At 70.8% G+C, this 14,085-nt stretch carries 13 protein-coding genes; 1 reads left to right on the top strand and 12 read right to left on the bottom strand.

Annotation, left to right across the window (positions count from 1 at the left end):
- Window positions 1-23 precede the first annotated feature (23 nt).
- The 5 genes from ATK30_RS30800 to ATK30_RS30780 are packed head-to-tail and all read right to left on the bottom strand — an operon-like array spanning window position 24 to window position 5,777.
- Entirely contained in the window at window positions 24-1,139 is a 1,116-nt protein-coding gene (locus ATK30_RS30800; RefSeq protein WP_244194786.1) for a glycoside hydrolase family 88 protein, read from the bottom strand.
- The gene (locus ATK30_RS30795; protein WP_101438467.1) at window positions 1,136-2,251 is read right to left on the bottom strand and encodes a zinc-binding dehydrogenase; all 1,116 of its coding nucleotides are present in this window, start codon (window positions 2,249-2,251) and stop codon (window positions 1,136-1,138) included. Before ATK30_RS30795 ends, ATK30_RS30800 begins: the two co-directional genes overlap by 4 nt.
- A 34-nt stretch (window positions 2,252-2,285) precedes the next feature.
- Window positions 2,286-3,470 carry a CaiB/BaiF CoA transferase family protein gene (locus ATK30_RS30790; RefSeq protein WP_101438466.1) on the bottom strand — a complete coding sequence of 395 codons (1,185 nt, stop codon included), beginning with the start codon at window positions 3,468-3,470 and terminating at the stop codon, window positions 2,286-2,288.
- A complete protein-coding gene (locus ATK30_RS30785) occupies window positions 3,467-4,597 on the bottom strand; it encodes an acyl-CoA dehydrogenase family protein (RefSeq protein WP_101438465.1) in 1,131 nt (376 codons plus the stop codon). The genes ATK30_RS30790 and ATK30_RS30785 overlap by 4 nt, the downstream gene beginning before the upstream one ends.
- A 37-nt stretch (window positions 4,598-4,634) precedes the next feature.
- Window positions 4,635-5,777: a CaiB/BaiF CoA transferase family protein gene (locus ATK30_RS30780; RefSeq protein WP_101438464.1), complete on the bottom strand. Its 1,143-nt coding sequence runs from the start codon at window positions 5,775-5,777 to the stop codon at window positions 4,635-4,637.
- A 225-nt stretch (window positions 5,778-6,002) separates the two neighbouring features.
- Between ATK30_RS30780 and ATK30_RS30775 the strand changes: the two genes are divergently transcribed.
- Entirely contained in the window at window positions 6,003-7,487 is a 1,485-nt protein-coding gene (locus ATK30_RS30775) for an aldehyde dehydrogenase (NADP(+)) (RefSeq protein WP_101438463.1), read from the top strand.
- Here the strand turns inward: ATK30_RS30775 and ATK30_RS44790 are convergent.
- The 7 genes from ATK30_RS44790 to ATK30_RS30740 are packed head-to-tail and all read right to left on the bottom strand — an operon-like array spanning window position 7,370 to window position 14,083.
- The gene (locus ATK30_RS44790) at window positions 7,370-7,921 is read right to left on the bottom strand and encodes a helix-turn-helix domain-containing protein (RefSeq protein ID WP_143271452.1); all 552 of its coding nucleotides are present in this window, start codon (window positions 7,919-7,921) and stop codon (window positions 7,370-7,372) included. The two genes, ATK30_RS30775 and ATK30_RS44790, sit on opposite strands and share 118 nt — an antisense overlap.
- A gap of 14 nt (window positions 7,922-7,935) precedes the next feature.
- Complete coding sequence (locus tag ATK30_RS30765; RefSeq protein WP_101438462.1) at window positions 7,936-8,679, bottom strand: SDR family NAD(P)-dependent oxidoreductase; 744 nt, start codon at window positions 8,677-8,679, stop codon at window positions 7,936-7,938.
- On the bottom strand, window positions 8,676-10,181 hold the full coding sequence (locus ATK30_RS30760; RefSeq protein WP_101438461.1) for an acyl-CoA synthetase: 1,506 nt from the start codon (window positions 10,179-10,181) through the stop codon (window positions 8,676-8,678). Before ATK30_RS30760 ends, ATK30_RS30765 begins: the two co-directional genes overlap by 4 nt.
- Window positions 10,181-10,966, bottom strand: a complete 786-nt coding sequence (locus tag ATK30_RS30755; RefSeq protein ID WP_101438460.1) for an SDR family NAD(P)-dependent oxidoreductase — start codon at window positions 10,964-10,966, stop codon at window positions 10,181-10,183. The genes ATK30_RS30760 and ATK30_RS30755 overlap by 1 nt, the downstream gene beginning before the upstream one ends.
- A 24-nt stretch (window positions 10,967-10,990) precedes the next feature.
- Window positions 10,991-11,749 carry an SDR family NAD(P)-dependent oxidoreductase gene (locus ATK30_RS30750; RefSeq protein WP_244194785.1) on the bottom strand — a complete coding sequence of 253 codons (759 nt, stop codon included), beginning with the start codon at window positions 11,747-11,749 and terminating at the stop codon, window positions 10,991-10,993.
- Window positions 11,746-12,144: a carboxymuconolactone decarboxylase family protein gene (locus tag ATK30_RS30745; RefSeq protein ID WP_101438459.1), complete on the bottom strand. Its 399-nt coding sequence runs from the start codon at window positions 12,142-12,144 to the stop codon at window positions 11,746-11,748. The genes ATK30_RS30750 and ATK30_RS30745 overlap by 4 nt, the downstream gene beginning before the upstream one ends.
- 10 nt (window positions 12,145-12,154) lie before the next feature.
- Window positions 12,155-14,083, bottom strand: coding sequence for a hydantoinase B/oxoprolinase family protein (locus ATK30_RS30740; RefSeq protein WP_101438458.1), 1,929 nt, complete (start codon window positions 14,081-14,083; stop codon window positions 12,155-12,157).
- Window positions 14,084-14,085 lie beyond the last annotated feature (2 nt).

Genomic DNA, 14,085 nt, shown 5'->3' with positions numbered 1-14,085 from the left:
GTGATCATGATAACCGGGGTGATCTACAACTCCGCAGGTTCGAGCACGCCCCGCAGCGCCAGGAGGCTCTCCAGCAGGAAGTAGTCGCCCCAGACCAGCTCCGCGTCGGTGGCGACCCCGCGCCGGGGGTCGAAACAGCCCCCGGTGAACATGCCCGGCCGGCGGTGGTCCCCCACACCGGTCGGCGTGACGAACGTGGTCAGGGTGTCCACCATCGCGGCGGCGTGCTCCCGGTACCGCGGGCGGTCCGGGAGGAGCGCGGCCAGCTTGAGCAGTGCGGCCGCGGCGATGGCGGTCGCGGAGGTGTCCCGCGGCTCGTCCGGTCCGGCACTGAAATCCCAGGGTGCGACGCGGTCGGCGGGCAGCTGATCGAGCCACCAGTCCGCGGCCGTCGTCGCCGGCCCGGCGAACTCGGGACCCACCCAGCGGGCGGCCTGGGCGAAGCCGAGCATCGCCCAGGCCTGGGCGCGGGCCCACGTGCTGTCGTCGGAGCGTCCCTTGTGGGTGTAGCGCCGCAACAGGGTCCCGTCCCACTCGTCGAACGCAGCGGACTGGCACACGGAACCGTCCTCGCGCAGGCAGTACTCGACGTGGCGCTGCGCGTGCGCGCGGGCCATGTCCGCCAGCTCCGGCCGGTCCGTCTCCCGCGCGGCCCAGGCGAGCAGCGCGACGGTGCCGGGCACGGCGTCGATGTTGGCGGCACCAGCGCCGACCGCGTCGGACTCCTCGGCCTGACTGCCGAGCGGGATCAGCCCCGCGTCGTGGTTGAAGCTCGACGCGAGCGCCCGCGCACCGGCGAGCGCCGCCTCACGCGTGGTTTCGCTCTTCCCGGTCAGGTGTGCGACCCCGGCGCCGTAGAAGAACAGGAAACCGCGGAACGCCGTGTCCGAGCTCGCCCGGACCGTGAGCCGCTCGGCGACGTCATCGGCCAGCCGCGCGTACCGCCGCGCACCGGAGTCGACGGCCGCCAGCGCGAGGAGGCCGCCCCAGAAGCCGCCGGTCCAGAACCCGTCCGCGCTGCGGGTCCACTCGCCCGTGTCCGTGTCGGCGTAGTTCGGGAAGCCCGTCGCCACGTCGGCCGCGGTCTCGTCGATCCGCAGCAGCATCCGCTGCGAAGCTGCGTCCCACCGCCCGCTCACGACCGGTCTCCGCTCACCAGCACCGGCTTGAGCGTCCGGCCCGCGCGCATGTCCGCCAGCGCCTCGTCGGCCCGCTCCAGCGGATAGGCGGTGACCAGCCGCTCCAGGTCGAAGCGCGCGGCGAGATCGGGCAGGGACAGCACGTAGTCCAGGTGGTTCCGCGGCGAGAACGCCCAGCTGCCGAGCACCCGCAACTGCTTGCGGGTGATGTGGTGCGGGTTGAGCATCGTCGGCCCGTGGTCGGTGTACTGGCCGACCACCAGGTACGTGCCGCCGCGCCGGGTCATGGCCATGCCCTCGGCAACCGCGGCCGGCACCCCGGTCGCCTCGATCACGAGGTCGGCGCCACGCCCGTCCGGCGTCTCCGCCAGCACCTTGGCGAGCCGGGCCTCCTGGTCGGTCTCGGTGAAGATGTCGAGGTGCACGTCGCCGACGCCGATCTCCCGTGCGACTTCGAGCCGGTTGGCCGGCCCGCCGACGATGATCACCTTGCTCGCGCCGGCGACGGCGGCGAACATGGCCGCCGCCATGCCGACCGGCCCGCTGCCCTGGACCACCACGACATCGCCTTCTCGGGGCTTGCCGATGTCCAGCACCGCGTGCACGACGGTCGGACCGGCACAACCCAGCGCGATCACCTGCTGCGGCCGGATGCCCTCGGGCAGCTTGACGATGGTGGAGCCGGGCTGCAGGTAGATCTGCTCCGACCAGCCGCCGGACAGGTGCGGGGGCTGAGCACAACTCTGGTTGATGCCGTAGACCTTGCGGGTCTCGCACAGCGACGGCTCGCCCGCGGTAGTGCAGTGGAAGCAGGTGCCGCACGGGATGTTCGACGCCCAGGACACCAGGTCGCCTTCGCGCAGGGGCGCGCCGGTGGCGTCGGCCGACACCCCTTCCCCGAGCTCGCGGACCCGGCCGACCGCTTCGTGGCCGAGCACGACCGGCAGCGGGATCGCCATCCGGCCCTGCTGGAGGTGCATGTCGGTGCCGCAGACACCGGCGTGGGTGACGTCGGCCACCACCGCGCCCGGTCCGGGTCGCACCCCGGGGAACCGGATGACCTCCAGGTCGGCACCGAACTCCTTCAGCACCACGGCCTTGCGCTCGTTCATCGGGATCCTCCTCGCTGGGTTCGTTCGATCGTCCTCATCGGACGGCCCCGCTCGCGCGCAGTCGCGCGAGGTCGTCGTCGGTGAAGCCGAACTCGCGCAATACCGGTTCGGTGTGCTCGCCCACGTCGGCGACGCCCCGCCTGGTCGTGGCCGGGGTCCGGGACAGCTTGACCGGGTTGCCGAGAATGCGGGTCGTCCGCCGCCCGCCGACCTCGACTTGGGTGATCGTGCCGTTCTCGAGCACCTGCGGGTGTGCCAGTGCCTCCTCGAGCGTCAGCAGCGGCGCGGAGAGCAGATCGGTGGCGTCGAACCGCGCGATCGCGTCGTCCGTGGTGAGCGCACGGACGGTGTCCCGCAGGGACTCGTTGGCCTTGTCCTTGTTGCGGGCCTGCAGTTCGGCGGTGGCGAACTCGGGGCGACGGCTGAGGTCCTCCACTTCGAGCGCCTTGCACACCAGGTGCAGTGCGTTCTCCCGGAACAGCCCGAGCACGGTGACCATGCCGTCACTGGTCTCGAAGATCCCGCTGTACCAGTCGGTGACCCAGTTCGTCTCACGCTGGTACATCAGCAGTGACGCGCTTTCCAGCGTCTGCAGCGCCAGTGCCGTGTCGAGCAGGTTGACGCTCACGTGCTGCCCCCGGCCGGAACGTTCACGCTCCAGCAGGGCGGCGAGAATCCCTTGTGCCAGCGCCATTCCCGACGCGTAGTCGACCACGGGAACCGGCAGGATGTGCGCCGTCAGGTTCGGGTCGCCCACGGTGCGGGCCATGCCGCTCAGCGACTGGGCGAGCATGTCCTGTCCCGCCTTGTGCGCGTACGGTCCGCTCTCGCCGAAGCCGGAAGCCGAAGCGTAGACCAGCTTCGGGTAGCGCTCGGCCAGTTCTGCGTAGGTCAGGCCGAGCCGGCGCACCGCGGCCGGCCGGTAGCTGTGCACCAGCACGTCGGCCCGCGCCAGCAACCGGTGCAGCGCGTCCATGCCCTCGCGTGTCTTGAGGTTGAGCGAGACGCTGCGCTTGTTCCGGTTCACCGCGACGAAGTAGGAGCAGGGTTCCCCCGCCTCCCCCGCCGCGCGGTCCAGCGACCGCATCATGTCGCCGCCGATCCCGCGCTCGACCTTGATCACGTCGGCGCCGAAGTCACCGAGGACCTGCGCCGCGAGCGGACCCTGCATGATCTCGCCGAGGTCGAGGACGCGGATTCCGTCGAGTACCCGGCTCATGACCGCACCTGCCCGGCGTAGACGTCCTTCGCGATGACCAGCCGCTGGATCTGGTTGGTCCCCTCGTAGATCTGGGTGATCTTCACGTCGCGCATCATGCGTTCCACCGGGTAGTCGCGGATGAACCCGTAGCCGCCGTGCAGTTGCAGGGCGTCCGTGGTCACCGACATCGCGTTGTCGCTGCAGAGCAGCTTCGCCATGGAGACCCGGGACCGCGCCCGCGGGTCGCCCGCGGTGATGAGCGCGACCGCGTCGTGGAGCAGCGCTCGGGCGGACTCGATCTTCACCGCCATGTCGGCGACCATCCCCCGCAGCAGCTGGAACCGGGACAATGCCTGCCCGAACTGCCGGCGGTCGCACGTGTAGGCGACGGCGGCGTCGAAGGCGCCCTGTGCGATTCCGAGTGCTTGTGCGGCGATCAGGGCCCGGCTGACGTTGAGCTCGCCGTTGATGTAGCGGTAGCCCTGCGTCGGGTCGGCCACGACACGCCTGCCGGGGATCCGGCAGTCCGCCAGGACGACGTCGGTGGTCGGGCTGCCCCGCATGCCCATCTTCTTCTCGTGCGGTCCGAAGGAGATGCCGGCATCGTCCTTGTGGACCATGAAGACGCCGAAGTCCTTCTCCCCGGTCCGGGCGAGCACGGCGTACCACTCGGCCCACGGGGCGTTGCTGATGAACCGCTTCTGTCCGTTGAGGACCCAGTCGCCACCATCCCGGGTCGCGGTGGTCCTGATGCCGGACAGGTCGGAGCCCACGGTCGGTTCGGTCATGCACCAGGCGGCACCCGCCTCGCCACCGGCGACCCTCGGCACCACCTCGGCGCGCAGCTCGTCGGAGCCATGACTGACCACCGTGGACGTTCCCGCCCAGTTGACCAGCAGCACCAGCGCGGAGCTGGCACAGGCCGCCGCCACCTCCTCGACGGCGATCACCTGGGAGAGCAGATCGGCGCCGGAACCGCCCAGCTTCTCGTCGTAGGGCAGGCCCGGCAGGTCCGCCGCGCGCAGCGCTGCCCAGGCCTCCTCGGGGAAACGCTCCTTGTCGTCCACGTCCGCCGCGTGGGGCGCGATCTTGTCCGCCGCCAGCCGGCGCACACTCGCCCGGAAGTCCTCGTACTCGGTGTTCATGTTCTTCCTGTTCCTCAAGGCTTTTCGAAGTACCGGTTCACATCGGTGGCCAGCGCAGGCCCGTGACGGCGCTGCCGTCGCGGGCGCCCGCCGCCTTGCCCGCTTCCTCGGCGGAGAGGCCGAACCGTGCGAGCACCCGCTCGGTCGCGTCGGCGGTGTCGGTCGGCCCGGGCGCCGCGGCGGTCCGGGAGAACACCGGCACCGCCGGCACGGACTGCGGGTGAAATCCCTGGTAACGCTCGGCGATCTGCGCGAACCCGTCCAGCTCGTGTGGTTCGAGAACCGGCGTGACGCACGCGTCGATCTCGGCGAAGAACTTCGTCCACTCTGCCATCGGGCGCTGCCGGAAGGCGTCGCTCAGCCGTGCCTCGATCCCGGCGAAGTTCGCCGGGTCGAAGTGGTCGGGCACCTCACCCAGGTCGAGTGCCTGCCAGAGGTTGGCGAAGAACGCGTTCTCCAGCGCGCCGACCGCCACGTACCGGCCGTCGGCGCACTCGTAGCAGCGATAGGCCGGCATCGACCCGGCGAGCACACCCTCGCCGCGCCGCGGCAGCGCACCCCGGCCCCAGTCGGTGAAGTTCATGCCCATCATGGACAGCACGCCGTCGACCATGGCCGCGTCGAGGTACTGCCCGCGGCCGGAGCGCTCCCGTTCGTAGAGCGCACCGACGATGCCGAACGCGGCGAGCAGGCCGCCACCGGCGAAGTCGGCGACCAGGTTCAGCGGGGGCACCGGTGGGCTCCCGGCCGGCCCGAAGGTGCCCAGCGCACCGCCGATCGCGAGGTAGTTGATGTCGTGGCCGGCCCGCTGCGAGAGCGGGCCGGTCTGGCCGTAGCCGGTGACACTGCAGTAGACCAGGCGCGGATTGAGCGCACTGAGCTCCGCGTACCCCGCGCCGAGGCGGTCGGCCACCCCGGGCCGGAAGCCCTCCATGACCACATCGGACTCGGCGACCAGCCGGTGCAGGGCGGTGCGGCCCTCGGTGGTCTTCAGGTCGAGCGTGACGAATTCCTTGCCCCGGGAAAGCGCCGGCACCGGCAGGCCGGAACGGCCGCCGCCGATCGCGATCACCTCGGCGCCGAGATCGGCCAGCAGCATGCTGCCGTACGGGCCCGGAGCGAGCCTGGTCATGTCGAGCACCCGGATTCCGGCGAGCGGTCCGGCCGCCCGGCCGGTCATCGAGCACCCCCGGCAGACCGGGAAAGAACTGCGGAATGAAGCAAAACTGTCCTCCTCAGCGAGGTCGCGGGTCGCCGCGATGGATCGATGCTCACCCGGGGCGCCACGACGCCGGTACCTCCAGCTGGAGGTACCGGTTCCGGCGGGCCGCCTGTGATCGTGAGGAGCCACGGATTCCCGTGCAGCCAGAAACTTCCGGCCATTCGGCGAGCAAGAGGAGCGATGATGCCTGCCCCCGCGACCGCGGACACCACCTGCCAGGAGTACGAGAAAGTGCTGACGGCGGCCCAGGCGGCCGCCCCGGTGCTCGCGGCGATGCCCTTGACCGAGCGCGCCGGCTTGTTGCGCGCCGTCGCCGGTGCGCTGCGCACGCAGGCGGACGAGCTGGTGCCGCTGGCCGACGCGGACAGCTCTCTGGGCGTGCCGCGGCTCACCGGCGAGGTCGAACGAACCGCCGGGCAGCTGGAGATGTTCGCCGATGCCGTCGAGGAAGGCTCGTGGCTGGAGGCGATCATCGACCGCGCCGGTGCGAGCGGCGCCGGCCCGGATCTGCGGCGGATGCTGATCCCGCTCGGTCCGGTCGCGGTGTTCGGCGCGAGCAACTTCCCGTTCGCCTTCGGGCTGGCCGGGGGCGACACCGCCGCGGCGCTGGCCGCCGGGTGCCCGGTGGTCGCGAAGGCACATCCCGCACAGCCCCGGCTGTCGGGGGCCTACGCGCGGGTGGTCGTCGACGCCTTGCACGCCGCCGGCGCGCCCGAGGGCACGTTCGCCGTGGTCCACGGGATGGAGAACGGGCGCAAGCTGGTGACCGACGCCCGGATCGCCGCCGTCGCCTTCACCGGCTCCACGGCGGGCGGACGGGCACTGGCCGACCTGGCCGCGACGCGCCCCTCCCCCATTCCGTTCTACGGGGAGCTGGGCAGCCTCAATCCGGTGTTCGTCACCCGCGAAGCCGCCCGGGTCCGCGGCAAGGAGATCGCCGGCGGCTTCCTGGCGTCGATGTCACTGGGCGCCGGCCAGTTCTGCACCAAACCGGGCGTGTTGTTCGTGCCGGCGGGCTACGGACTGGAAGACCTGATCGCCGCCGAGGCGGCCACGGCGCCGATGCGGTTGCTGCACGAGGGCATCGGCACCGCCTTCCGGGCCGAGGCCGCGCGGCTCGCCGCCCACCCGGCGGTCCGGCCGCTGAGCGTCCCCGAGCAGGACGCCGCGGACGAGTCGGTCGTCCGGCCGGTCCTGGTCAGCACCACCGCCACGGAGCTCGCCCGGTGTCCCGGGCAGTTGCTCGTCGAGTGTTTCGGACCGTTCGCGCTGGTCGTGACCTACACCGACGACGCGGAGCTGCCTGCCGCGGCGGACCTGGTGGACGGCAACCTCACCGCTACTGTGCACGGGGAACAGAGCGGTGACCCGGTCGCACCGGCCCTGCTGCGCACCTTGACCGGCAGAGCCGGCCGCGTCATCTGGAACGGCTGGCCGACCGGCGTGACGGTCGGCTGGGCGCAGCACCACGGCGGCCCGTACCCGGCAACGACTTCGGTGCACACCTCGGTCGGCGTCACCGCGATGCGCCGGTTCCTGCGCCCGGTCGCCTACCAGTCGGTGCCCGACACGGTGCTGCCGCCCGCGCTGCGCGACGCGAACGACCTCCGCATCCCGCGGCGGGTGGACGGTGCGCTCACAGCCGCACCGGTGACCGCGCCGCGGTAGCGGCCCGTCTTCGGCGAGCACGACCGGGGCCGGCCGCACGACCGCGCGTGGCACCGGGAGCAGGAACGGAATGCCCGCCGCCGGGACGAGGAGACCTGCTCGGCGGAGCAGGGGGCAACCGGACCGGCCAGGGCATCTCCGGTGGTACGCACTGCGGCGGCACGGGGGTCGCGCCTGCTCGGGCGCGACCCCCGTGCCGAGTGCATTCGCCGACGTCCTCGGCCGCGTCGACGAACACGCCTGGTGGCCACGTGCAGGTCGAGCCTGCTGTCGACGTCATCCAGGTCGAGGTCCGTGAGCTCCTGGATCCGGCCCCGCCGGTGGCGCAGGGTGCTGCGGTGGATCACCAGCGGAAGCGGTCTCGTCGTCAAGGTCGTCGCACCATCGGGCGATCTCGGCTTCCGGCGGATGTCCAACGCGACCGGGAAGGCCATCGTTCGCGGACTTCTCAGGCGGTCCAGCCGCCATCGACGGTGAGAGTGCTCCCGGTGGTGTAGGCGGCGGCGTCCGAGGCCAGGTAGACCGCGGCGCCGCCGAGCTCCGGCGGGTTCGCGACCCGGTTCTGCGGGATGCGGGCCAGGATCCGCTGGCCCCACTTGCTCGTCACCAGTCCTTCGGACAGATCGGTGTGGAAGTACCCCGGGGCGAGCACGTTCACCCGCACGCCGCGGGGCGCCCATTCGACGGCGAGGACGCGGCTGAGCGCCTCGACGCCGCCCTTGCTGGCGGCGTAGGCGGCGATCCGGTCGAACCCGGTTCGTGCGTGCACCGACGAGACGGTGATGATGGAACCGGAGCCTTGCTCGAGCATGTGACGTCCGGCGGCCCGCGCGCAGTAGTAGGTGCCGGAGAGATTCACGTCGAGTACCTGGGCCCAGTCGCGGTCGGCGCTGTTCTCGCTGCGCCGGAACGTCGGGCTGATGCCCGCGGCGGTGACGGCCACGTCGAGCCGGCCGAAGCGTCCGACGATCGCCTCCACACAGCTTTCGGCGAAGGCGGGCTCGGACACCGAGCCCGGCAGCACCAACGCCGAACCGAGGTCGGCGGCGAGCCGGTCGAGGTCCTCGCGGGTGCGGGAAGTGACGGCGAGGGTCGCGCCGGCCCCGGCGAGAGCTTCCGCGACGGCCCGGCCGAGGCCCTTGCCGGCGCCGGTGATCCAGGCGACTTTTCCGGTGAGGTCGAACGCGGTCATGAGCGCAGGTTCCGTTTCAGCACCTTGCCGGACGGTGTTCGGGGCAGCGCGTCGAGGAACACCAGGTCGGCGGGGACTTTGAACTTGGCGAGCCGGGCCCGGCAGAACTCGATCAACGCGGTGCGATCGGCCGGGGCGCCGGGGCGCAGGACCACGAACGCCTGCGGGACTTCGCCCCACCGCGGGTGTCCCATGCCGACGACGGCGGCCTCGACGACGTCCGGGTGCTCGTAGAGGACGCGTTCGACTTCGGGGGTGGCGATGTTCTCGCCGCCGGAGACGATCATGTCCTTCTTGCGGTCTTCCACGTAGAGGTAGCCGTCCTCGTCGACGCGGCCGATGTCGCCGGTGTGGAACCAGCCGTCGCGGAAGGCCTTGGCGGTGGCCTCGTCGTCGTGCCAGTACCCGGTGCTGACCTTGGGGCCGCGGAGAGTGATCTCACCCAGCTCGTTCGGTCCGACGGACGTGCCGGTCTCGTCGACGATGCGGACTTCGAGGTGGACGACGGGGCGCCCGACGGAGCCGACCTTGGCCAGCATGTGCTCGTAGTCGTTGAACGTGTCGCCCGAGACGGTCTCGGTGAGCCCGTAGGCGTCGGCGAACCACGCGTTCGGGAACGCGGCGAGGATCCGTTCGACCAGCGGGACGGGCATCTTCTCACCGCCACCGATGATGAACCGGATCGAGGACGTGTCCCGCCCGGCCAGGTCCGGCAGCTGCAGGATCGCGTTCATCATCGCCGGGGCCAGCCAGATGTTCGTCGGGCGCTCGCGTTCGATGGCCGCCACGACCTCCGCCGCGTCGAACTTGCGGAGCACCGTGAGCGAACCCCCGGCGTGCAGTGTCCCGACGCCGGGCAGGTCGAACCCGCCGACGTGGTAAAGCGGCCCGCACACGAGCGTCGTGTCGGCGGCGGTGATGCCGAACTCGACGATGTGCGCCAGGTTCTTCCACGCCAGATTGCCGTGCGTGATCCGCACGCCCTTGGGGCGGGAGGTCGTCCCGGAGGTGTACATCAGCCGCTGCAGCTCGTCCGGGGCGACCGGCACGGGAACGACGGACTTCCCTTCGTTGGCCGCCAGCAGATCGGCGTAGCCCGTCCACCCGTCGGCAGCGCCGTCCAGCAGCAGCCGGTGCTTCAACGCCGGCAAGGCGAGCTGCTCGATCGCGGGCCGGAACTCCGGCTCGGTCAGCAGCGCCACGGCGCCGGAGTGGTCGATGATGTAGCGCCACTCCTCTGGGGAGAGCCGATAGTTCAGCGGCAGGAACGCGGCACCGACCCGGTTGACCGCGAACGCGGTCTCGAGGAACTCCAGGTGGTTGTAGAGCAGGATGGCGACGACGTCGCCGCGGCCGACACCGAGTCCGGCGAGGCCGGCGGCGACCGCGTCGACGCGGTCGAGCAGCTCGCGGTTGGTGAGCTTGCGCTCGCCCTGTCTGAGCACGGTCCGGCCCGGGTCGCGGCCGGTGTTGTGGTCGAGGATCGTCGCGAAGTTCGCCATCAGCGCTCCTGGGCGTGGAAGCTGTGCAGCTCGTCCCCGGCCGGGCCCCAGTGGATCGTGCTGATCATGCCGCCGTCGGCGACCAGGTCGGTGCCGGTGACGTAGCCGGCGTCGGGGCTCGCGAGGAAGGCGACCGCACGGGCGATGTCGTCGGGCTCGCCGATGCGGCCGAGCGGCGTGTTGGCCACGGTGGCCGCGTGGATCGCGCTGTTCGACAGCGTGTCGCGGTTGAGTCCGCTGTGGACGACGCCCGGGCTCACGGAGTTGATCCGGATGCCGTCCTTCGCCAGTTCCGCCGCGAGCTGGCGGGTCAGGGCGAGCACACCGCCCTTTGCGGCGGTGTAGGACGAGAACCCGTAGCCGGTGTGCCCGGCGATCGAGGCGATCTGGACGATGCTTCCGCCGCCACCGGCTGCCATCAGCGGGACCACCTGCCGGAGCAGGATGAAGTAGCCGGTGAGGTTGACGTCCAGCACCCGTCGCCACTCCTCGACGCTCGACTCCAGCAGCGTCTTGCGGACGATGATCCCCGCCGCGTTGACGAGCACCTTCGGCGCTCCGAACCGCTGGGCGGCCTCGCGCACCGCGTCGGCGACCTGGGTCTCGTCGGTGACGTCGACGCCGAACGCGGCCGCGGCGGGCAATTCGGCCGCCGTCTTCTCCGCGGCTTCGCCGTTGGCGTCGAGCAGGGCGAGGGCGAGTCCGGACTCCGAGAGCCGCATGGCGCAGGCGCGGCCGATTCCGGAACCCGCGCCGGTGACGACCGCGCATCCCGCTGTATCCACTGCAGACCTCCTGTTCTTCGGGCCTCAGCCCATCGCATAGCCACCGTTGACGTCCACGACCGCGCCGGTCATGTAACTGGCCGCCGGCGAGGCGAGGAAGGCCGCCACCCGGGCGATCTCCTCGGGCCGGGCCAGCCGGCCCAGCGGGTTGTAGTCGTCGGAATACCCCTTGCCGCGGATCATCTCGGTGTCGACGACGCCGGGGGCGACGGCGTTGGCCAGGATTCCGTTGCCGGCTTCGGTCTTGGCGAGCCACTTCACGACCGCGTGCACGGCGCCCTTGCTGGCCACGTAGTGCGGCCCGGCCAGCACGCCCCCGACTTTGCCCGCCACCGAGCCGATGCACACCACTCGCGAATCGTGCCCTCGCAGGAACGGCAGCGCACCATTGATGCACCACAGTGTGCCCTTGATGTTCACGCCGAGCACGAGGTCCACTTCGGACTCGGACAGCTCGTCCAGCGCGACGGTCTCGCCGTAGACCGCGGCGCAGGTCACCAGCGCGTCGAGCCGCCGCGGTGGCCCGGCGGCCTCGGCCATCGCGGTGGCGATGGCTTCGCGATCGGTGATGTCGGCCTGCAGGCCGGCCGCGCTGCCGCCGAGCTCGGTGATTTCGGCGACGGTGCCGGCCGGGTCGTGCCGGTCCAGCGCCGTGACGTGGGCTCCGGCGAGGGCGAGTTCGACGGCAACCCGGCTGCCGATCCCGCGCGCGGCCCCGGTGACGACCGCACGCTGCCCGGCCAGGGAGGCCGGGCCGCGCGGGTCGAGAACACCGGGCGTCACGTCGCCTTCTGCTGCTCGTGAGCGGCCAGCTCCTCCATCAGCACGGGCACGCCGAGGGTGCAGGTGTGGATGCCGAGCACACTCGTCAGTTCCAGCACCTCCATGATCTCTTCCTTGGTGGCGCCGTAACCGAGCGCGTTGCGGATGTGCTGGCGCAACCCCGGCTCGTACAGGTGGGTCGTGGACGCGTCGATCGCGGTGTAGATCAGTTCCTTGATCTTCGGTTCCAGAACGCCCTTGCGCCACGGCACGGCCGAGAACTCGCGGTAGGCGTCGAAGAAGTCGGGATCGAGGCTCAGCAACCCCTCCCAGAAGGGGTTCCAATAGCCGCGCTCTTTGATGAACGCGTCGCGCAATGCGTTCTGGCGGGCGACATCTGTTCCGTTGTCGGACACCCGATCCTCCTTACTTCGCGGCCATCTCGGCGCGGCGCTCGGCGGTCGCGTCGTGATCGATCTTCAGGCCTTCGGGGTCGCCGTGCGGGTCGCCGGTGATGACGACGCCGTAGTCGCGGTAGGCGCCTTCGATCGTCACGTACTCGTCGCGCACGTCGCGACAGACGCGCTCGGGGCTGCGCTGCAGCGGTGAGCCCCAGCCGCCGCCACCGTTGGTGAGGTAGCGGAACACCGCGTTCGGCTTGGTGTGCCAGACCGGGGTGCTGGCGAAGTAGAAGTACTCACCACCGGGGTCGACCGTCCTGGTCCGCGGGTCCAGCATCCCGGCCACCGGCGTCGAGCCGGCGTAGACCTCGGGGCCGGTGCCGATGAGGTCCTTGTCCTTCGGCACGTTCTTGTAGTCCGGGTCGAACACCCACGTCGCGCCGAGCGCACCGGCCCGCCCGCCGTAGACGCCCACGCCGCTGGCGGACTTGGTGTGCAGCGGGCTCGACCAGTGCTCCGCCGCGGTCAGGTACAGCGTGTCTTTGAGAACGGCCGCGCCGCCACGGTTCTCCCCGGCGCCGGAGCTGTCGGGCACGTACTCCTTGCGCAGCACGACGGCGGGCACCTCGGACTCGATGGCTTCCGTCGCCGGGTCGAGGTTGTTGGCCTGGTAGACGACGGAGTAACTGTCGGCGTCTCCGGCCTCGGTCGCGCCCCACGGCCCGTGCTCGCCACCGCACTGGGCGGTGGTGACCCACGGGGTCCCGTCGGCGAGCACGCCGTTGGCGTTGTGGATGTTCAGCGAGCCGTAGTCGCCACCGACCGCCTTGCGGCCCAGCGCCTTCTCGAGTGCGCGGAACACCGCCAGCAGCACCGGGCCGGTGCTCTCCCAGTACAGGAACACAGCGCCGTCCGGTGGCGTGGCGCTGATGAACGTGCCGGCGGGCAGCACGATGTCGATCGGCCGATACGCCCCGGAAGTGAACGGCGTGGCCGGGTCGACGAGGAACTTCAGCGCGACACCGACCGCGGTCTTGGTGTCGAGGATGCCCGCGTTGATGCTGGTGCGGGCCTGCGGTGAGGTGCCGCTGAAGTCGAGTTCCATCCGGTCGGCGGCCTTGGTGATCTTCAGGCGGATCCGGTACTCGATCGAGTCGTCGACCCCGTCGCAGTCGATGCCTTCCTCGGCCTCGTAGACGCCGTCGGGCAGCCCGGCCAGTGCGGTCCGCATCGACTCGGCCGAGACGTCGGTGGCGTAGCGGACGGCGCCGAGGTAGGCGTCGACGCCGTAGCGCTCGACGCTTTCCAGGATCAGCTGCTCGCCGAGCAGGAGGTTCTGGTAGATCGTCTTGATGTCCGGCAGCAGCAGCGCGCAGAAGCGGGCGTTGTCGAAGATCAGGTTGAACGCCGACTTGACCGGCTTGTTGTCGCGGTAGAGCAGCGTCGGCGCGATCACGAGACCGTTCTCGTAGACATTGCGCTTCGTACCGCTGAACCCGGCCGGCACGACGCCGCCCATGTCGAGCTGGTGGGCCCGCAGGGTGACGAACGAGATCAGCTTGTCCTCGTGGAAGACGGGGCGGATGAAGCAGACGTCGTTGACGTGGTTGCCCGCGCGGTACGGATCGTTGCAGATCACCACGTCACCCGGGTTGAGGTTCTCCGGGCCGTACTCCTCGATGGTGTTGCGCACGGCTTCGGACATGGTGCCGAGGAACATCGCGAGGCTGTTGCTCACCGACGACATCGGGTAGTTCTGCTCCGGCGGGCCGGAGATCGTGGCCGCGAAGTCGTACCAGTCGCGCAGGATGAGCGAGAACGCGTTGTTCAGCAGGCCCGTGCACATGTGCTGCACGATGTACCGCATCCGGCTCGCCAGCACCGACGCGGTGAACCGGTCGGAGCCGTAGAGCTCGGTGAACTGGGCGTCGTCGAGGTCCTTGAGAGAAGTCATGG

Source organism: Amycolatopsis echigonensis, assembly GCF_002846615.1.
In the GTDB taxonomy this organism is placed as follows: domain Bacteria; phylum Actinomycetota; class Actinomycetes; order Mycobacteriales; family Pseudonocardiaceae; genus Amycolatopsis; species Amycolatopsis echigonensis.
The sequence above is the reverse complement of the archived record's forward strand: the minus strand, read 5'-3'. Positions and strand labels throughout refer to the sequence as shown.